Below are 17,234 nucleotides of genomic sequence, written 5' to 3'. Positions count from 1 at the left end.
GACATGCCGGCCGGCTCACGTTGGCCGGCATTTTTTTTGCCCTGACACCGCCATAAACGACGGAGAACGCCATGCTCCACCAACGCAATCCAGCCTCGACCGGTGATGCGCTCGATCTCGATGGGCGCGGTCTGACGCAGCTCGACGAATCGCAGCTAACCGGCCATGCGCTGCGCAAAATCAGCCTGTACGACAATCAGCTGACGGCCTTCCCCGCCTCCATCTTGCAACACCGCAACCTGCAGGTACTGAACATCTCCTGCAATCAGATCGGCCACCTGCCGCCGGAGATTGGCCAGTTGCAACAGCTTGAGATGTTCGACTTCGGCCACAATCGCGCCAGCGAACTCCCCGAGGAACTGGGGCAACTGCATCGGTTGAAATACCTCTACCTGAGCGACAACGGCTTTAGCGATCTGCCGCGCTCGCTGGCGCAGCTACAGCAGCTGGTTTACCTCAACGCGACCGATAACCAACTGACCGCCTTGCCGCAGGCAATACCGAGTCTGGCGGCGTTGCAGGAGCTGCGTTTATACAACAACCGCATCGGCAGCCTGCCCGCCGAAATCGGGCAACTGCGCGCGCTGCGCGAACTGCATATCATGAAAAATGCCCTGACCGCGCTGCCGGCGGTAATGGCACAGCTCGGTGAGCTGGAGATACTCGACGCGGCCAGCAACGCCATCGCCGAACTGCCGGCAGCCTTCTGCCGGCTACCGCGGTTGAGCGAGTTGAACCTGCGTTTCAACCAGCTGACGCGCCTGCCGGAAAATATCGGTGAGCTGACGGCGCTGAGAAGCCTGGATCTGCGCGCCAACCGCCTGAGCGATCTGCCGGAAAGCCTCGGCGAACTGAGCCGGCTGCGCAAGCTTGATCTGCGCTGGAACGATTTCACCCACACGCCGAAAGTCGTCGACATCCTGCGGGCGCGCGGCTGTAGGGTACACATCTGAATAGACGCCGGTCGGGTTGTGACCCTGCCGGCGTTAGCGGTAGAAAGGATTAACGATACAGATCGTCGCGCGAGTAGGGTTCAATCTCCCCTTCTTTGCGCGTCTTCAACAATTTGAGGATCCAGGTGTACTGCTCCGGGTTCGGGCCCACCAGGTTTTCCACTTCTTCATTCATACGGCGGGCAATCCGTGGGTCATCGGCTTCGGCCAGATCGTCCATCGGCTCGCGAATATAGATATCCAGCATGCTGGTTTTGCCGTCGTACACCGGGAACAACGGCACGATCGCCGCACGGCATACCTTCATCAGCCGCCCGACCGCCGGCAAGGTCGCCTTATAGGTGGCGAAGAAGTCGACAAACTCGCTGTGCTCAGCGCCGTGATCCTGATCGGGCAGATAATAACCCCAATACCCCTGGCGAACTGAACTGATAAACGGTTTGATGCCGTCATTGCGCGCGTGCATGCGGCCGCCGAATTTACGACGCACGGCGTTCCACAGGTAGTCGATCAGCTGATTGCGCTGGTTGTGAAACATCGCCGCCATCGGTTGGCCGCGCGCGGCCATCAACATCGCCGGCACATCCACCGCCCAGCCGTGAGGCACCAGGAAAATCACGTTGCGCCCTTCCGCCCGGATCTTGTCCAACACCTCTTCACCGTGCCAACGCACGCGCTTGAGCACTTTCTCGGGCTTGGTGCAGGCCAGCTCCGCCATCAGCACCATCGACTGCGGCGCGCAGGCGAACATCTGGTCGATAATGTGCTCACGGTCGCTTTCCGGCAATTCCGGCAAGCAATACAGCAGGTTGATGCGGGCACGACGGCGCGCGCCCTTCGCCAGCTTGCCGGCCAGTTTGCCGACCGCACCCAGCACCGGATCGCGCAGGCGCGCAGGCACCAGCGAAATGCCGGCCATTAGACCGGTTCCCAACCACACGCCCCAGTAGCGCGGGTATAAAAAGGCTTTTTGAAACTGCGGAATGAACTCTACGTTCGATTTCTTCTCGTTTTGCATGCACATGCTCTTGGCTTAGCGATTCGGCTAATCATAATTGCCAGCACCGATTTTGCAATTAACAACCGCGAACCGCCCAGATAAAACAGCATCGGCCCGCAATCAGGCCGATGAAATTAACGGCGCCGAAGCGCCGGAAAAAGGGGGTGTTAATCCAACTGCAGCTGAGGAACCACTTCCTTCACCTGCGCCAGATAATCGCTGCGGTCTTTGCCGCCCAGCCCTTCGGAACGCGGCAGCTTGGCCGTCAGCGGGTTCACCGCCTGTTGGCCGGTCCACAGTTCAAAGTGCAGATGCGGCCCGGTGGAGCGGCCGGTGTTGCCGGAGAGCGCAATGCGATCGCCGCGTTTCACCTTCTGGCCTGGTTTCACCAGCAGTTTTTTCAGGTGCATATAGCGCGTGGTGTACTGACGACCGTGGCGGATCGCCACATAGTTGCCCGCTGCGCCGCTGCGTTTGGCGATCACCACCTCACCGTCACCGACCGCCAGCACCGGCGTGCCGACCGGCATGGCGAAATCGACGCCCTTGTGCGGCGCCACGCGGCCGGTCACCGGGTTCACGCGGCGCGGGTTGAAGTTGGAGGAGATGCGGAACTGTTTCATGGTCGGGAAACGCATGAAGCCGCGCGCCAGGCCAGAGCCCTGGCGATCGTAGAATTTGCCGTCTTCGGCGCGGATCGCATAGTAATCCTTGCCGCCGGTGCGCAAACGCACGCCCAACAGCTGGCTTTGCGATTTCTTACCGTCGAAATGCTCACGCGACATCAGCACGGAGAACTGATCGCCTTTGCGCAGCTTGCGGAAATCGAGCTGCCACTGCAACGCCTTGATCACCGAGTTGATTTCGTTACGGCTCAGCCCGGCGTCGCCGGCGCTGCTGACGAAGCTGCCGTTGACCCGGCCGCTGATCACGTTGTTGCGCCATTCGCCCTGCTGCGCCTCTTTTGACTCCTTGAAGCTGTTGCCGACGCGATCATAGGTGCGAGTTTCGCGGCGGGAAATCTCCCAGGTCAACTGCTGCAAATCGCCTGCGTCGTTCACGGTCCACGACAGCTGTTGGCCGATCTTCAGGTTACGCAGATCGCGGTTTTGCGAAGCCAGCAAGGTGACATCCGACATATCGATGCCGTACTGCGTCAGAATGCTGCCAAGGGTGTCGCCGGTGGAAACCACATATTCATGCACGCCATCATCGCCGGCATCCTTCTGGTCCAGCTCATCCTGCGGGATTTCGTCATCGGGGGTGGGTTGGTCGACATCTATCGGTTCACTGGCTTCAGGGAGCAATGACCGCATCTGGCTGGATTCTAACTCGACGCTCTTGGCGATGGGGTTGTGTTCTGGGTGGTAAACAAAAGGCCGCCAAACAGCGACGGCCAATGTGACGACTGTCAGCGACCCCAGCATGACGCGGTGGGGCCGTGGCAGGTTGTTATACGCCAGAGCGATAGTTCGGACTATCTGCTGCACTCGATATTATCCTCATAAGCTTACTTCAGGCAGCTCACGTACTGGTTTGACAGCTGAGTCAGGAATTTCCCGTAGCTGTCCTTCCCCAGCGCGATGCCGATGCCCAGCGGGTCCAGCGTTCCGGAACGCACTTTGGTACCCTTGGCGACGGCATTGATTACGGCCGGCCTGAATTGTGGCTCAGCAAAAACGCATACCGCTTTCTGCTCAACCAACTGTGTTCGAATTTGGTGTAGGCGCTGTGCTCCAGGCTGAATTTCGGGATTGACGGTGAAATGGCCCAGCGGACTCAAACCGTAGTGTTTTTCAAAGTAGCCGTAAGCATCATGAAAAACAAAATAACCCTTACCTTGCACAGGCGTAAGCATGTTACCAACATTTTTGTCAGTTTGCGTCAGCAGATTCTCGAACTGGCGCAGGTTTGCGTCTAATTTGTCCTTATTTTGCGGCATAAGTTCCAACAATCTGTCGTGAATCGCGATCGCGGTCACTTTTGCTATCTCCGGCGACAGCCAAACGTGCATATTGTACTCGCCGTGATGATGCCCATGATCGTCATCGGCATGGTTATGCGCTTCGCCTGCATGTTCATGATCGTCGTCCTCTTCGCCTTTCATCAGCAGCGGCTTCACCGCCGGCAGTTCACTGATAGCCAGCTTTCGCGTCGCCGAGATCGGCACCAGCGCCTTGTTCAAGAACGCTTCCATGTCCGGCCCGACCAACAACACCAGGTCAGCGGAACGCAAGCGCTGGAGATCGGAAGGACGCAACGCAAAATCGTGCGGCGAAGCGCCGTCCGGCAGCAACACCTCGGTCGGCGTCACGCCGTCGGCGATGGCCGAAGCGATAAAGCCTAAGGGGCGAATCGAGGTCACCACCGCAGCGGAAGCGCTGCTCAGCGGGCCGGCCATCAACAGTGCGCTGGCCAGCAGCGTGCGCTGCAGCCATTTATTTTTCTGTGCCATCATCAGTAATCCCATCGTTTTCATCAACAAGGCGTGATATTATAACATCCGCTTCGTTCTGCAACCTGTAATCTCGAGATGTCTACACTGATAACGCTAAAAAATATCTCCGTCGCCTTCGGCAGCCGCAAGGTGCTGTCGAACATTTCCCTCAGCCTGCAGCCCGGCCGTATTCTCACGCTGCTTGGCCCGAACGGCGCGGGCAAATCCACACTGGTACGCGTGGTGCTGGGATTGGTCAAACCAACCGCCGGCACGCTGGAGCGGGAGCCCGACCTGCGCATCGGCTACGTGCCGCAAAAACTCCACCTCGACGCCACCCTGCCGCTGACCGTCAGCCGCTTTATGCGTCTTAAACCCGGCGTAAAGAAAGCCGACATTCTGCCGGCGCTCAAGCGCGTGCACGCCGCCCACCTGCTCGACCAGCCGATGCAAAAGCTCTCCGGCGGTGAGAACCAACGCGTACTGCTGGCGCGAGCGCTGCTGAATAAACCGCAGCTGCTGGTGCTGGACGAACCCACGCAAGGGGTGGACGTCAACGGCCAACTGGCGCTGTACGACCTGATCGATCAGCTGCGCAAGGAACTGGGCTGCGCCGTACTGATGGTCTCGCACGATCTGCATCTGGTGATGGCGAAAACCGACGAGGTGTTGTGCCTCAATCAGCATATCTGCTGCTCCGGCGCGCCGGAGGTGGTCTCGATGCATCCCGAATTCATCGCCATGTTCGGCAACCGCGGCGCAGAGCAGCTGGCGGTGTATCGCCACCATCACAACCACCGCCACGACCTGCAGGGAAGAATTGTCTTGAAGAAAACCGGGAGCCGCGAAGCATGATCGAATTGTTACTTCCCGGCTGGCTGGCTGGGGTGTTGCTGGCTAGCGCCGCCGGGCCGCTGGGCTCCTTTGTGGTTTGGCGCCGCATGTCCTACTTCGGCGACACCCTGGCGCACGCCTCGCTGCTCGGCGTCGCCTTTGGCCTGTTGCTGGACATCAATCCTTTCTATGCGGTGATCGCCATTACGCTGCTGCTGGCCCTGGCCCTGGTGTGGCTGGAACGCCGCCCGCAGCTTTCGGTGGATACCCTGCTCGGCATTCTGGCCCACAGCGCCCTGTCGCTGGGTCTGGTGGTGGTGGCGTTGATGTCCAACGTGCGGGTCGATCTGATGGCCTATCTGTTCGGCGATCTGCTGTCGGTCACGCTGAGCGACATTGTGATGATCGCCGGCGGCGTCGCCGTGGTGCTGTTGGTGCTGTGGTGGCAATGGCGCGATCTGCTGTCGATGACCATCAGCCCGGAGCTGGCGCACGTCGACGGCGTCAATCTGGCGCGGGCTCGCACCGTGCTGATGCTGGTCACCGCGTTGACCATCGGCCTGGCGATGAAATTCGTCGGCGCGCTGATCATCACCTCGCTGCTGATCATTCCAGCGGCGACCGCTCGCCGTTTCGCGCGCACGCCGGAGCAGATGGCCGGCGTCGCCGTGTTGCTCGGCATGGTGGCGGTCACCGGCGGCCTGGCCTTCTCGGCATTTTACGATACGCCGGCCGGCCCTTCGGTGGTGCTCTGCGCTGCCGTGCTGTTCACGCTGAGCCTGTTCAAAAAACAACAGGCTTGATTAAAGCCCGGATATGACAAGGGCCGCATCTGCGGCCCTTTTTTATTGGCGGATTAAAAATTTACTCTTCGCGTTCGAGACCAAAGTGCCGGTAGGCGTGCTGCGTCGCCAGACGGCCGCGCGGCGTGCGCTGGATAAAGCCCTGCTGGATCAGAAACGGTTCAATCACGTCTTCAATGGTTTCGCGCTCTTCACCGATCGCCGCCGCCAGATTATCCAACCCGACCGGGCCACCGGTAAACTTGTCGATAATCGCCAGCAGCAGTTTGCGATCCATATAGTCGAAGCCTTCGGCATCGACGTTGAGCATATCAAGCGCCTGCGCCGCCACCGAACCGCTGATCACGCCGTTGGCGCGCACTTCAGCGAAATCGCGCACCCGGCGCAACAGGCGGTTGGCGATACGCGGCGTGCCGCGCGCGCGGCGGGCCACTTCATGGGCACCCTCGTCGGACAGCTCCAGCCCCAGGCACCCGGCGCTGCGCGAGACGATGTGCTGCAGATCCGCCACCTGATAAAACTCCAGCCGCTGGACAATGCCGAAGCGATCGCGCAGCGGCGAGGTCAGCGAACCGGCGCGGGTGGTGGCGCCCACCAAGGTAAACGGCGGCAGATCGAGCTTAATCGAACGCGCCGCCGGCCCTTCGCCGATCATGATATCCAGCTGGTAGTCTTCCATCGCCGGATACAATACTTCTTCCACCACCGGTGACAAACGGTGAATTTCGTCGATGAACAACACGTCGTGCGGCTCGAGGTTGGTCAGCATCGCCGCCAAATCGCCCGCCTTCTCCAGCACCGGGCCGGAAGTAGTGCGCAAATTTACGCCCATTTCGTTGGCCACGATGTTGGCCAGGGTGGTTTTCCCCAGCCCCGGCGGGCCGAAGATCAATAAATGGTCGAGCGCGTCGCCGCGCTGCTTGGCCGCCTGAATGAAGATCTCCATCTGCTCGCGCACGTGCGGCTGGCCGACGTATTCAGTCAGCAGCTTGGGACGAATGGCGCGATCGAGGATCTCCTCTTCGTTGATCGGTTCGGCGGAAATCAGGCGATCGGCTTCAATCATTATCTACCCCTTTTCGGCCTTACAGGGCGGCGCGCAGCGCGTCGCGGATCAGGGTTTCGCAGTCGGCGCCCGGCTTGGCAATCTTGCTGACCATGCGGCTGGCTTCCTGCGGCTTATAGCCCAGCGCCACCAGCGCCGAGACAGCTTCGGCTTCTGCGTCCGCTTCCGGCGTTTTGTCGGCGGCGGCCGGCAGGCTGATCTCGCTGCTGTTGAACAGATCGCCGTTGAGCCCCTTGAAGCGGTCTTTCATCTCTACCACCAGGCGCTCGGCGGTTTTCTTGCCCACGCCCGGCAACTTGACCAGCGCGGTGATCTCTTCACGCTCCACCGCGCTGACGAACTGCTGCGCGGACATGCCGGACAGGATGGCCAGCGCCAGCTTCGGCCCGACGCCGTTGACCTTGATCAGCTCGCGGAACAGCGCGCGCTCCTGCTTGTCGTTGAAACCGTACAGCAGCTGCGCGTCTTCACGCACCACGAAGTGGGTAAACACGATGGCCTCTTGCCCCAGTTCCGGCAGCTCGTAAAAGCAGGTCATCGGCATGTGCACTTCATAACCCACGCCGTTCGCCTCCAGTAACACCAGCGGCGGCTGCTTTTCCAGAATATTTCCTCTGAGACGACCTATCATTTACCCTCCTGCAGAATTACCGGGCATGGCGCCCTGCCATGCCGTTGCTGGTAAAGCTTATAACATAAAAAAGGCTGGATGAATATCCAGCCTGAGCAATCATCGTTTCGCGTCAGCGCAAACGCCCGCGCGCCAGGTTCAGCCGCCCTTCGCTCATTCGCAGCACGTTCTGGCTGAGGTGGCAGTGGGTGATGGCGATGGCCAGGGCATCCGCGGCATCCGCCTGCGGGTTGGCCGAGAGTTTGAGCAGCGAGCGCACCATGTGCTGTACCTGCGCCTTTTCGGCCGCGCCGGTGCCGACCACGGTTTGTTTGACCTGCCGCGCCGCGTACTCGAACACTTCCAGGTTCTGATTCACCGCCGCCACGATCGCGACGCCGCGCGCCTGGCCGAGCTTGAGCGCCGAATCCGGGTTCTTGGCCATAAACACCTGTTCGATGGCGAAGAAATCGGGCTGAAACTGGGTGATGATCTCGCTGACGCCGGCGTAAATCAGCTTCAGCCGCGTCGGCATGTCGTCCACCACCGTGCGGATGCAGCCGCTGGCGATATAGCTCAACTGGCGCCCCTGCTGGCGGATAAGGCCATAGCCGGTGACGCGCGAGCCGGGATCGATACCGAGTATGATCGCCATATCTACATCCACCTTGCATGCACGGCGCCGCCGAACGGCGGCGCCCGTTTTACCGGATTACAGCGTCGCCGCCACTTCGTCGGAGATTTCACCGTTATGGTAAACTTCCTGCACGTCGTCGCAGTCTTCCAGCATATCGATCAGGCGCAACAGCTTAGGCGCGGTTTCCGCGTCCATGTCGGCCTTGGTCGATGGGATCATCGACACTTCCGCCGCTTCGGCTTCGAAGCCCGCCGCGGTCAGCGCGTCTTTCACCGCGCCCAGGCTTTCCCAAGCGGTGAACACGTCGATGGCGCCATCGTCATAGGTCACGATGTCTTCCGCACCGGCTTCCAACGCCGCTTCCATTACGCTGTCTTCATCCAGGCCCGGTGCGTAGGTGATCACGCCCTTCTTGGTGAACAGATAAGCCACGGAACCGTCGGTGCCGAGGTTGCCGCCGCATTTGGTAAAGGCGTGGCGCACTTCCGCCACGGTGCGGTTGCGGTTGTCGCTCAGGCATTCGATCATGACGGCGGTGCCGCCAGGGCCGTAGCCTTCATAGATGATGGTTTCCATATTGGTATCATCATCGCCGCCCACGCCGCGCGCGATTGCACGGTTCATGGTGTCGCGCGTCATGTTGTTCGACAGCGCCTTGTCCATCGCCGCGCGCAGACGCGGGTTGGAATCCGGATCGCCGCCACCCAGCTTGGCGGCGGTGACCAGCTCACGAATAATCTTGGTGAAAATTTTACCGCGCTTGGCGTCCTGCGCCGCTTTACGGTGCTTTGTGTTGGCCCACTTACTATGACCTGCCATAAAAAATCTCCGAAAAAAACTACTGGACTGAATTGATCACGAACTCTTCAATCGCCTGCTGATTGCTCCACGACTTGGTCAACTTCACGGCCTCGGCCGCCTCAAGCCATTGGTAAGCGTGATGCTCGGTAATCACCGGATCGCGCTCCTCGGGCAACGCCAGACAGAACCAGTGCTCTTTATTGCGCGTGGTTCCCGGCGCATAGCGATGTCGCAAATGGACAAAGAGTTCAAACTCCACGCAGCGCTGGCAATCGAACAACGGCAGGTGCTCTGCTTCGATATCGATGCCCACTTCTTCCATGACCTCACGCCGCGCGGCATGCGGCGGCGACTCATCCTGTTCCAGGCTGCCGGTGACCGACTGCCAGAACTCGGTATCGTCGCGCCGCTGTAACATCAGCACCCGACCACTGGATTTCGCGTAAATCACTACCAGGATAGATTCAGGGCGCTTATAACTCATCACTCGCTCTCTTGTTCCGCACCGGCTTTCTTTACCACGCTGATCGCCAGCTCCTGCAGCGACGCCGGGTTGGCGAAGCTCGGTGCGTCGGTCATCAGGCAGGCCGCCGCGGTGGTTTTCGGGAAGGCGATGACGTCGCGGATGTTGTCGGTGCCGGTTAGCAGCATCACCAGACGGTCCAGGCCGAAGGCCAGACCGGCGTGCGGCGGCGTGCCATACTTCAGCGCGTCCAGCAGGAAGCCGAACTTCTCGCGCTGTTCGTGTTCGTCGATGCCCAGAATGCTGAACACCGTCTGCTGCATTTCGCTGCGGTGAATACGCACCGAACCGCCGCCCACTTCGTAACCGTTGATCACCATGTCATAGGCGTTGGCGATGGCGTTGACCGGCGCGGCGGCCAGCTCTTCCGGGCTCATATCGCGCGGCGAGGTGAACGGGTGGTGCATCGCCGCCAGACCGCCCTCTTCGTCTTCTTCGAACATCGGGAAGTCAACCACCCACAGCGGCGCCCAGCTGTCGAGTTGGGTCAGGCCCAGATCGCGACCCAGCTTCAGGCGCAGCGCGCCCATCGCATCGGTGACAATCTTGACACTGTCTGCGCCGAAGAACAGGATGTCGCCGGTCTGCGCGTCGGTGCGCGCCAGGACGGCTTCCAGCACTTCCGCGCTGAGGAATTTGGCGATCGGGCTCTGCACGCCTTCCATGCCGGCGGCGCGGTCGTTGACCTTCAGCCAGGCCAGGCCTTTGGCGCCGTAGATGTTGACGAAAGCGCCGTACTCGTCGATCTGCTTGCGGGTCAGCTGTGCGCCGCCCGGTACGCGGATCGCCGCCACGCGGCCTTTGGCGTCGTTGGCCGGGCCGGAGAACACTTTGAACTCGACGTCCTTGACCAGGTCGGCCACGTCCACCAGCTCCAGCGGGTTACGCAGGTCCGGCTTGTCGGAACCAAAGCGACGCATCGCTTCGGCGAAGGTCATGACCGGGAAATCGCCCAGATCCACGCCCTTCACGTCCAGCCACAGTTCGCGCGCCAGTTTCTCCATCACTTCACGCACCTGCTCGGCGGTCATGAAAGAGGTTTCGACGTCGATCTGGGTGAATTCAGGCTGACGGTCCGCACGCAGGTCTTCGTCGCGGAAGCATTTGACGATCTGGTAGTAACGATCAAAGCCGGACATCATCAACAGCTGTTTAAACAGCTGCGGAGACTGCGGCAGCGCGTAGAATTTGCCCTTGTGCACGCGGCTCGGCACCAGGTAATCGCGGGCGCCTTCCGGCGTCGCTTTGGTCAGCATCGGCGTTTCGATGTCGAGGAAACCGTGGCTGTCCATAAAGCGACGTACGAAGCTGGTGATTTTGGCGCGGGTCTTCAGACGCTCGGCCATTTCCGGGCGACGCAGATCGAGGTAACGGTATTTCAGGCGCGCTTCTTCGCTGTTGACCTGGTTGGAGTCCAGCGGCAGCGGCTCGGAGCGGTTGATGATCTCGAGCGCGTGGGCAAACACTTCCACTTCGCCGGTGGCCATATCTTTATTGATCTGGCTGTCCGGACGCGCACGCACGGTGCCGACGATCTGGATGCAGAATTCATTGCGCAGGTCATAGGCCTTGTCGAACGCGACTTTCTGGTCCGGATCGAAGAACACCTGCACGATGCCTTCACGGTCGCGCATATCAATAAAGATCAGGCCGCCCAGATCGCGACGACGATTGACCCAACCACACAGAGTGACTTCCTGGCCCACGTGGGACAGATTCAACTGCCCGCAATATTCAGTACGCATACGCTATCCTTTTACACAGCCGATGCCGCGCTGGGCTACTGCGCCCCTGTCGCGCGGCTGTTATCTGATAAATTCTACTTGTTGCCCGGTTTAAAATCCGTCGCATACCAGCCGGTGCCCTTAAGCTGGAAACCGGAAGATGAAATCAACTTGGTCAACGCGGGCTGCCCACACGCCGGGCAGTCAGCCAGCGGCGCATCGGAAAATTTTTGCAATTTCTCTAACCGATGGTTGCAAGCACCACATGCATATTCATAAATCGGCATAGGTCGTTGGATTAAAGAGTGTTGAAAAAAGGGAGTCATTATAAAGGAAATTCATCCGCCCGATAAGTGCGAACACAGCATTGTTACTGCACTAAATGGCGCGTTTTTGTTCGAATCAACACATCGGTTAACAAATTTCCCATTAACCTGCGACAGTTTTTTCACGTAGCCTGATTCTCCCCCGGTTTTGCGCCGAACAGTTTTTATCCACTTCGCAACGAGATGAAATCCATGCTGAAACTTGACGCCCAAACCACCGCTCTGGTGCTGATCGATTTGCAAAACGGCATTCTGCCCTACGCCGGCGGCCCGCACAGCGCCGGCCAGGTGGTGGCGAACGCCGCCCTGCTGGCCGCGCGTTTTCGCATGCTGGGCGCGCCGGTGCTGTTGGTGCGCGTCGGTTGGTCAGACTCCTTCGCCGAAGCGCTGAAACAGCCGGTGGATAAACCGGCTCCCGCGCCCACCGGCGGTTTGCCGGCCAGCTGGTGGGAATTCCCCGCGCCGCTGGCGGTCTGCGACAACGATATTCTGATCACCAAGCGCCAATGGGGCGCCTTCTACGGCACCGATCTGGACTTGCAGCTGCGCCGCCGCGGCATCAAATCCGTAGTCTTGGGCGGCATATCCACCAATATCGGCGTGGAATCCACCGCCCGCGCCGCCTGGGAGCACGGCTATGAGCTGGTGATCGCCGAAGACGTCTGCAGCGCGCAGAACGCGGAAATGCACCGTTTCGCGTTCGAACACATCTTCCCGCGTTTGGCGCGGGTGCGCGACACCGGCGAAATTCTTGCCGCGCTCGAGCGGTAACGTTAAGTTGTAGCCTGATAAGCCAAGCACAAGTAAAGGAAGACGACGCCGTGATCTACATCGGACTGCCGCAGTGGCAACATTCAGCCTGGAATCGTATCGGGCTGCGTGATTTGGCGGATTACAGCCGCTACTTCAACTGCGTGGAAGGCAACACCACCTTCTACGCGCTGCCGAAACTGGAAATCGTGCAGCGCTGGCGCGACATGACCGGCGACGATTTTCGCTTCTGCTTCAAATTCCCGTCGGACATCAGCCACAAGGCCGCCCTGCGCAACTGCGCCGCCGAGCTACAGGCGTTTTACCACTGCCTGAGCCCGGTACATCAGCGCATCGGCCAATTGTGGCTGCAGCTGCCCGCCGCCTTCGGCCCCGATGAGCTGCCGCGCATGTGGCAGTTCTTCGAAAGCCTGCCGCAGGAGTTCACCTACGGCGTAGAAGTGCGTCATCCGGCGTTTTTCGCCAAGGGCGAGGAAGAGCGCGCGTTGAATCAGGGGTTACACCAGCGCGGCATCAATCGGGTGATCCTCGACAGCCGCCCGGTGCATCACGCCGCCCCCAATACCGCCGCCGTGCGCGATGCCCAGCAGAAAAAACCGAAGCTGCCGGTACACGCTCTGGTCACCGCCGACCAACCGTTGGTGCGCTTTATCGGCGGTGACCAACTGGCCGATAACCTGCGCTGGTTCGAAGCCTGGCAACAAAAACTGCCGCTGTGGCAGCAACAGCATCAGCCCTATCTGTTTATTCATACGCCGGACAACGGCGATTCGCCCCAGCAGGCGCAAAAAATTTGGCAGCAGTTGCGCCTGGCGATCCCTGATTTGCCTGCGCCGCCAGACTGGCCAGAACAAGATGCTCTGTTTTGACCTATTAATCTGACCAATAACATCAAATATTTCCCCGCGACAGTGAATACAATGACGGCTATGATGCTGGCTGCCAGTTTTGGTTAGGGAACGGAGTTAAAAATGGTAAGCGCGCTTTATGTGGTGCTCGGCGCATTGTTGTTGATCAAACTCTCTTATGACGTAGTCAGGTTAAGGATGCAGTACCGCGTAGCCTACGGCGACGGCGGTTTCTACGAATTGCAGACTGCCATCCGCGTGCATGGCAACGCCGTTGAATACATTCCTATCGCTGCCGTATTGCTGGTGATCATGGAAATGAACGGCGCGGAAATCTGGATGATTCACCTCTGCGGCCTGATGCTGATGGCCGGACGGCTGGTGCATTACTACGGTTTACGCAACCGCGAGGTGCGCTGGCGCCGTTCAGGTATGGCCGCGACCTATATCTCTTTGTTGTTGATGGTTCTGGCAAATATCTTCTATCTGCCTTGGGATCTGATTTTCAGCCTGCACTGATCCCGTTTTATCATCAGGCGGCCGCGCCGCCTGCTTCCGCTCCGCTTTTTTGCGCTTTTCTGTTAGACTACGCAGCTTCGAATTCTGAACTGATTTGCCGCTATGCCAAACCGCGATACTCTTTTCTCCGCCCCCATCGCCAAACTGGGCGACTGGACCTTCGACGAACGCGTCGCCGAAGTGTTCCCCGACATGATCCAACGCTCCGTTCCCGGCTATTCCAACATCATCTCGATGATCGGCATGCTGGCCGAACGTTTTGTGCAACCCGACAGCCGGGTGTATGACCTGGGCTGCTCGCTGGGCGCGGCGACGCTGTCAATGCGGCGGAATATCAAGGTGCCCGGCTGCAATATCATCGCCGTCGACAATTCGCCGGCGATGGTGGAACGTTGCCGCCGCCATATTGACGCCTTCCGCGCCGACACGCCGGTTGAGGTTATCGAAGCCGACATTCGCGACATCGACATCGAAGACGCCTCGATGGTGGTACTGAACTTTACGCTGCAGTTCCTCGAGCCGGCCGATCGCCTGCGCCTGCTGGAGAAAATCTATCGTGGCCTGCGCCCGGGCGGCGCGCTGGTGCTGTCGGAAAAATTCAGCTTTGAAGACGCCGAAGTCGGCGAGCTGCTGTTCAACATGCACCACGATTTCAAACGCGCCAACGGATACAGCGAGCTGGAGATCAGCCAAAAACGCAGCATGCTGGAAAACGTGATGCTGACCGATTCGGTGGAGGCGCACAAGGCGCGTCTGCAACAGGCCGGATTCGAGCATGCCGAAGTGTGGTTCCAGTGCTTCAACTTCGGTTCGCTGATCGCCCTGAAAGCGGGGGATGCGCAATGATCGAATTCGGTGATTTCTATCAGCGCATTGCCAAGAGCCCCCTCAGCCACTGGCTGGATACGCTGCCCGCGCAGCTGAGCGCCTGGCAACGCGAATCGCTGCACGGCAAATTCAAGCAGTGGTTCAACTCGGTGGAGCATTTGCCGACGCTGACCCCCACCCGTCTCGATCTGCTGCACGGCGTGCGCGCTGAGATGGAGCCTGGCCTGTCGCCGGGCCAGCTTGAAGGCGTCGAGAAAATGCTGCGCACCCTGATGCCGTGGCGTAAAGGGCCGTTCTCGCTGTATGGCATCGATATCGATACCGAATGGCATTCCGACTGGAAGTGGGATCGCGTGCTGCCGCATATCTCCCCGTTGGCCGGACGCACCATTCTCGACGTCGGCTGCGGCAGCGGTTATCACCTGTGGCGCATGATCGGCGCCGGCGCACACTTTGCCGTAGGCATCGATCCGATGCAGCTGTTCCTGTGCCAGTTTGAAGCGGTGCGCAAACTGTTGGGCGGCGATCAGCGCGCCCACCTGCTGCCGCTCGGCATCGAGCAGTTGCCGGAACTGGCGGCGTTCGACACCGTGTTCTCGATGGGCGTCCTGTATCATCGCCGCTCGCCGCTCGATCATCTGTATCAGTTGAAAAATCAGCTGGTAGCTGAAGGCGAACTGGTGCTGGAAACGCTGGTGGTGGAAGGCGATCGCCACCAGGTGCTGGTGCCGGGCGACCGTTATGCGCAGATGCGCAACGTGTATTTCATTCCTTCCGCCGAAGCGCTGAAATGCTGGCTGGAGAAATGCGGCTTCGTCGACGTGAAAATCGCCGATATGTGCGTCACCAGCCTCGAAGAACAGCGCCGTACAGACTGGATGACCAGCGAGTCGCTGGCTGAATTCCTCGACCCGAACGACCGCAGCAAAACGGTTGAAGGCTATCCTGCGCCGCTGCGCGCCGTGTTGGTTGCCAAAAAACCTTAAACGTCGATGCGCCGGTCACTCCCGTCGGCGCGTCCTGCCCCTCTATTTTTCTTCGCCCCGCCTCGGGTGTTGATTCTGCCCGCCGTGTAAAGCGTGCGGTCCGCCGCGAATGTTTACTTGCCTTGAACCATAAACGACGGCAGAATCGCTAACTATTCCATTAATAGCGCCCTGCAGAAAAGACATGCTCAAACAGCTTTCTCGTTATATTTCTGTTGGCCTACTCAATACGCTAATTCATTGGTGCGTTTTTGCGATTTTTGTCTATGGTGCCGCCGTGAATCAAGGCAGCAGCAATTTGATCGCATTCTGCATCGCCGTAACGTTTTCTTTTTTTGCCAACTGCAGATTTACATTCAAATCCCACGCGACCCTCGGTCGTTATCTCATGTATGTTGTGTTTCTGGGTGCGTTAAGTTTCGCGACCGGCATGACTTCGGATAAATTCAATTTTCCGCCTGTCGTGACTTTGGTGAGCTTTTCCGCTCTCAGCCTGTGCTTAGGATTTTTCTATTCACGATATCTCGTCTTCAAGGAAATGAAATGATGCGGATCTCATTGGTTGTTCCTGTTTTTAATGAAGAAGCGACGATAAACGAATTCTATCGGGCGGTCAGGGAATTTACGCCGCTACACGACTACGACGTTGAAATCATTTTTGTTAACGACGGCAGCAGAGATAGCACGGCAGCGATCGTCGCCACGCTGGCGAAAAACGATCGTCTGGTATCCAAAATCAACTTTACACGCAACTTCGGTAAAGAAGCGGCGCTGTTCGCTGGCCTGGAGCACGCGTCCGGAGATGTTGTGATCCCCATCGACGTCGATCTGCAAGATCCGATCGAAGTCATTCCTCTGTTGCTGCAACGTTGGGAAAAAGGCGCAGACATCGTGCTGGCGAAAAGGCGTACCCGCAACCGCGACGGTCTTTTCAAACGCACTATGGCGGAATGGTTCTATTTCTTGCACAACAAAATAAGTAAACCGCGGATCGAAGAAAACGTGGGCGACTTCCGGCTGCTCTCGCGCCGCACCGTCGAAAACATCCAAAAGATGCCGGAACGCAACCTTTTCATGAAAGGGATCCTCTCCTGGGTGGGCGGTAAAACTGATATCGTCGAGTACGACAGGGCGCCACGCAGCGCCGGCACCTCAAAATTCAACGGTTGGCGCCTGTGGAACCTGGCGCTTGAAGGCATCACCAGCTTCTCTACCGTGCCGCTGAGGGTATGGTCTTACATCGGTTTATCCGTCGCAACGCTGTCCTTTTTGTATGGCGCTTATATGATTATCGACAAGCTTATCTGGGACAACCCGGTAAAAGGCTACCCTTCATTGCTGGTTTCCATCCTCTTTCTCGGAGGCGTGCAACTAATCGGCATCGGCGTCCTCGGTGAATATATCGGCCGGATCTACATCGAAAGCAAAGGGCGGCCCCGGTATATTATTGAAGATGAGCCGGATGATAAGGATAAGCAATAAGCGCCGGAGGTCGATAATGCCGCTTCTTGGCGGCTGGAACTAATCCTAAATAGCGAGAAAACCTGTAATATTCTTATATATCACCG

General features: G+C 58.9%; 20 protein-coding genes. 10 read left to right on the top strand and 10 right to left on the bottom strand.

Features of this window, described 5'->3' with window-relative positions; genetic code table 11:
* Window positions 1–71 precede the first annotated feature (71 nt).
* Window positions 72–953 (top strand): leucine-rich repeat domain-containing protein, encoded by an 882-nt coding sequence (locus tag ACMGF7_RS18270; RefSeq protein ID WP_049240316.1) that lies wholly within the window; start codon window positions 72–74, stop codon window positions 951–953.
* Window positions 954–1,002: 49 nt separating this feature from the next.
* Here ACMGF7_RS18270 and lpxM read toward each other — a convergent pair whose 3' ends face one another.
* From lpxM to znuA, 3 genes are all read right to left on the bottom strand, one after another.
* On the bottom strand, window positions 1,003–1,971 hold the full coding sequence (gene lpxM, locus ACMGF7_RS18265) for a lauroyl-Kdo(2)-lipid IV(A) myristoyltransferase (RefSeq protein ID WP_004932345.1): 969 nt from the start codon (window positions 1,969–1,971) through the stop codon (window positions 1,003–1,005).
* Between the two features lie 149 nt (window positions 1,972–2,120).
* Complete coding sequence (gene mepM / locus ACMGF7_RS18260; protein ID WP_049240312.1) at window positions 2,121–3,443, bottom strand: murein DD-endopeptidase MepM; 1,323 nt, start codon at window positions 3,441–3,443, stop codon at window positions 2,121–2,123.
* Window positions 3,444–3,463: 20 nt separating this feature from the next.
* A complete protein-coding gene (znuA, locus tag ACMGF7_RS18255; RefSeq protein WP_197799774.1) occupies window positions 3,464–4,408 on the bottom strand; it encodes a zinc ABC transporter substrate-binding protein ZnuA in 945 nt (314 codons plus the stop codon).
* A 78-nt stretch (window positions 4,409–4,486) separates the two neighbouring features.
* On the opposite strand from znuA, the gene znuC reads away from it, so the two are divergent.
* Both znuC and znuB read left to right on the top strand, forming a co-directional pair.
* Entirely contained in the window at window positions 4,487–5,245 is a 759-nt protein-coding gene (gene znuC, locus ACMGF7_RS18250; RefSeq protein WP_004932357.1) for a zinc ABC transporter ATP-binding protein ZnuC, read from the top strand.
* The gene (gene znuB / locus ACMGF7_RS18245) at window positions 5,242–6,027 is read left to right on the top strand and encodes a zinc ABC transporter permease subunit ZnuB (protein WP_015378131.1); all 786 of its coding nucleotides are present in this window, start codon (window positions 5,242–5,244) and stop codon (window positions 6,025–6,027) included. The genes znuC and znuB overlap by 4 nt, the downstream gene beginning before the upstream one ends.
* Window positions 6,028–6,088: 61 nt before the next feature.
* Here znuB and ruvB read toward each other — a convergent pair whose 3' ends face one another.
* The 7 genes from ruvB to ACMGF7_RS18210 all read right to left on the bottom strand — a co-directional run bounded on the left by ruvB (window position 6,089) and on the right by ACMGF7_RS18210 (window position 11,675).
* On the bottom strand, window positions 6,089–7,093 hold the full coding sequence (ruvB, locus tag ACMGF7_RS18240; RefSeq protein WP_004932364.1) for a Holliday junction branch migration DNA helicase RuvB: 1,005 nt from the start codon (window positions 7,091–7,093) through the stop codon (window positions 6,089–6,091).
* Window positions 7,094–7,112: 19 nt separating this feature from the next.
* The gene (gene ruvA / locus ACMGF7_RS18235; protein ID WP_046896685.1) at window positions 7,113–7,724 is read right to left on the bottom strand and encodes a Holliday junction branch migration protein RuvA; all 612 of its coding nucleotides are present in this window, start codon (window positions 7,722–7,724) and stop codon (window positions 7,113–7,115) included.
* Between the two features lie 112 nt (window positions 7,725–7,836).
* Window positions 7,837–8,358, bottom strand: coding sequence for a crossover junction endodeoxyribonuclease RuvC (ruvC, locus tag ACMGF7_RS18230; protein ID WP_004932367.1), 522 nt, complete (start codon window positions 8,356–8,358; stop codon window positions 7,837–7,839).
* Window positions 8,359–8,415: 57 nt separating this feature from the next.
* Window positions 8,416–9,159, bottom strand: coding sequence for a YebC/PmpR family DNA-binding transcriptional regulator (locus tag ACMGF7_RS18225; protein ID WP_004932370.1), 744 nt, complete (start codon window positions 9,157–9,159; stop codon window positions 8,416–8,418).
* Between the two features lie 19 nt (window positions 9,160–9,178).
* A complete protein-coding gene (gene nudB, locus ACMGF7_RS18220) occupies window positions 9,179–9,625 on the bottom strand; it encodes a dihydroneopterin triphosphate diphosphatase (RefSeq protein ID WP_004932373.1) in 447 nt (148 codons plus the stop codon).
* Window positions 9,625–11,409 (bottom strand): aspartate--tRNA ligase, encoded by a 1,785-nt coding sequence (gene aspS, locus ACMGF7_RS18215; RefSeq protein ID WP_049240311.1) that lies wholly within the window; start codon window positions 11,407–11,409, stop codon window positions 9,625–9,627. Before aspS ends, nudB begins: the two co-directional genes overlap by 1 nt.
* 74 nt (window positions 11,410–11,483) lie before the next feature.
* Window positions 11,484–11,675, bottom strand: a complete 192-nt coding sequence (locus ACMGF7_RS18210) for an FmdB family zinc ribbon protein (protein WP_033632845.1) — start codon at window positions 11,673–11,675, stop codon at window positions 11,484–11,486.
* A 231-nt stretch (window positions 11,676–11,906) separates the two neighbouring features.
* Here ACMGF7_RS18210 and ACMGF7_RS18205 point away from each other — a divergent pair, with 231 nt between their 5' ends.
* From ACMGF7_RS18205 to ACMGF7_RS18175, 7 genes are all read left to right on the top strand, one after another.
* On the top strand, window positions 11,907–12,485 hold the full coding sequence (locus tag ACMGF7_RS18205; RefSeq protein ID WP_049240309.1) for a hydrolase: 579 nt from the start codon (window positions 11,907–11,909) through the stop codon (window positions 12,483–12,485).
* A gap of 53 nt (window positions 12,486–12,538) precedes the next feature.
* On the top strand, window positions 12,539–13,354 hold the full coding sequence (locus ACMGF7_RS18200) for a DUF72 domain-containing protein (RefSeq protein WP_031299685.1): 816 nt from the start codon (window positions 12,539–12,541) through the stop codon (window positions 13,352–13,354).
* A gap of 102 nt (window positions 13,355–13,456) precedes the next feature.
* Window positions 13,457–13,852 carry an MAPEG family protein gene (locus tag ACMGF7_RS18195; RefSeq protein ID WP_004932387.1) on the top strand — a complete coding sequence of 132 codons (396 nt, stop codon included), beginning with the start codon at window positions 13,457–13,459 and terminating at the stop codon, window positions 13,850–13,852.
* Window positions 13,853–13,954: 102 nt separating this feature from the next.
* A complete protein-coding gene (cmoA, locus tag ACMGF7_RS18190; RefSeq protein ID WP_049240308.1) occupies window positions 13,955–14,698 on the top strand; it encodes a carboxy-S-adenosyl-L-methionine synthase CmoA in 744 nt (247 codons plus the stop codon).
* Window positions 14,695–15,666, top strand: a complete 972-nt coding sequence (cmoB, locus tag ACMGF7_RS18185; RefSeq protein WP_049240307.1) for a tRNA 5-methoxyuridine(34)/uridine 5-oxyacetic acid(34) synthase CmoB — start codon at window positions 14,695–14,697, stop codon at window positions 15,664–15,666. Before cmoA ends, cmoB begins: the two co-directional genes overlap by 4 nt.
* Window positions 15,667–15,850: 184 nt before the next feature.
* Window positions 15,851–16,213, top strand: coding sequence for a GtrA family protein (locus ACMGF7_RS18180; RefSeq protein WP_049240306.1), 363 nt, complete (start codon window positions 15,851–15,853; stop codon window positions 16,211–16,213).
* Window positions 16,213–17,148: a glycosyltransferase family 2 protein gene (locus ACMGF7_RS18175; protein ID WP_049240342.1), complete on the top strand. Its 936-nt coding sequence runs from the start codon at window positions 16,213–16,215 to the stop codon at window positions 17,146–17,148. Before ACMGF7_RS18180 ends, ACMGF7_RS18175 begins: the two co-directional genes overlap by 1 nt.
* Window positions 17,149–17,234: the final 86 nt, after the last annotated feature.

This window comes from Serratia sp. BNK-17 (assembly GCF_048684935.1).
Taxonomy (GTDB): Bacteria; Pseudomonadota; Gammaproteobacteria; order Enterobacterales; family Enterobacteriaceae; genus Serratia; species Serratia nematodiphila.
Note: the sequence above shows the minus strand (reverse complement) of the source record. Positions and strands in the feature narration are given on the sequence as shown.

What these genes read in the sequence shown, in the direction of transcription:
- ACMGF7_RS18210 (WP_033632845.1), bottom strand. Translation starts at nt 11,675, where the DNA reads ATGCCGATTTATGAATATGCATGTGGTGCTTGCAACCATCGGTTAGAG.
- ruvA (WP_046896685.1), bottom strand. Translation starts at nt 7,724, where the DNA reads ATGATAGGTCGTCTCAGAGGAAATATTCTGGAAAAGCAGCCGCCGCTG.
- znuB (WP_015378131.1), top strand. Translation starts at nt 5,242, where the DNA reads ATGATCGAATTGTTACTTCCCGGCTGGCTGGCTGGGGTGTTGCTGGCT.
- ACMGF7_RS18195 (WP_004932387.1), top strand. Translation starts at nt 13,457, where the DNA reads ATGGTAAGCGCGCTTTATGTGGTGCTCGGCGCATTGTTGTTGATCAAA.
- znuA (WP_197799774.1), bottom strand. Translation starts at nt 4,408, where the DNA reads ATGGCACAGAAAAATAAATGGCTGCAGCGCACGCTGCTGGCCAGCGCA.
- cmoA (WP_049240308.1), top strand. Translation starts at nt 13,955, where the DNA reads ATGCCAAACCGCGATACTCTTTTCTCCGCCCCCATCGCCAAACTGGGC.
- cmoB (WP_049240307.1), top strand. Translation starts at nt 14,695, where the DNA reads ATGATCGAATTCGGTGATTTCTATCAGCGCATTGCCAAGAGCCCCCTC.
- ACMGF7_RS18270 (WP_049240316.1), top strand. Translation starts at nt 72, where the DNA reads ATGCTCCACCAACGCAATCCAGCCTCGACCGGTGATGCGCTCGATCTC.
- ACMGF7_RS18180 (WP_049240306.1), top strand. Translation starts at nt 15,851, where the DNA reads ATGCTCAAACAGCTTTCTCGTTATATTTCTGTTGGCCTACTCAATACG.
- ruvB (WP_004932364.1), bottom strand. Translation starts at nt 7,093, where the DNA reads ATGATTGAAGCCGATCGCCTGATTTCCGCCGAACCGATCAACGAAGAG.
- ACMGF7_RS18175 (WP_049240342.1), top strand. Translation starts at nt 16,213, where the DNA reads ATGCGGATCTCATTGGTTGTTCCTGTTTTTAATGAAGAAGCGACGATA.
- nudB (WP_004932373.1), bottom strand. Translation starts at nt 9,625, where the DNA reads ATGAGTTATAAGCGCCCTGAATCTATCCTGGTAGTGATTTACGCGAAA.
- aspS (WP_049240311.1), bottom strand. Translation starts at nt 11,409, where the DNA reads ATGCGTACTGAATATTGCGGGCAGTTGAATCTGTCCCACGTGGGCCAG.
- ACMGF7_RS18205 (WP_049240309.1), top strand. Translation starts at nt 11,907, where the DNA reads ATGCTGAAACTTGACGCCCAAACCACCGCTCTGGTGCTGATCGATTTG.
- ruvC (WP_004932367.1), bottom strand. Translation starts at nt 8,358, where the DNA reads ATGGCGATCATACTCGGTATCGATCCCGGCTCGCGCGTCACCGGCTAT.
- lpxM (WP_004932345.1), bottom strand. Translation starts at nt 1,971, where the DNA reads ATGCAAAACGAGAAGAAATCGAACGTAGAGTTCATTCCGCAGTTTCAA.
- znuC (WP_004932357.1), top strand. Translation starts at nt 4,487, where the DNA reads ATGTCTACACTGATAACGCTAAAAAATATCTCCGTCGCCTTCGGCAGC.
- ACMGF7_RS18225 (WP_004932370.1), bottom strand. Translation starts at nt 9,159, where the DNA reads ATGGCAGGTCATAGTAAGTGGGCCAACACAAAGCACCGTAAAGCGGCG.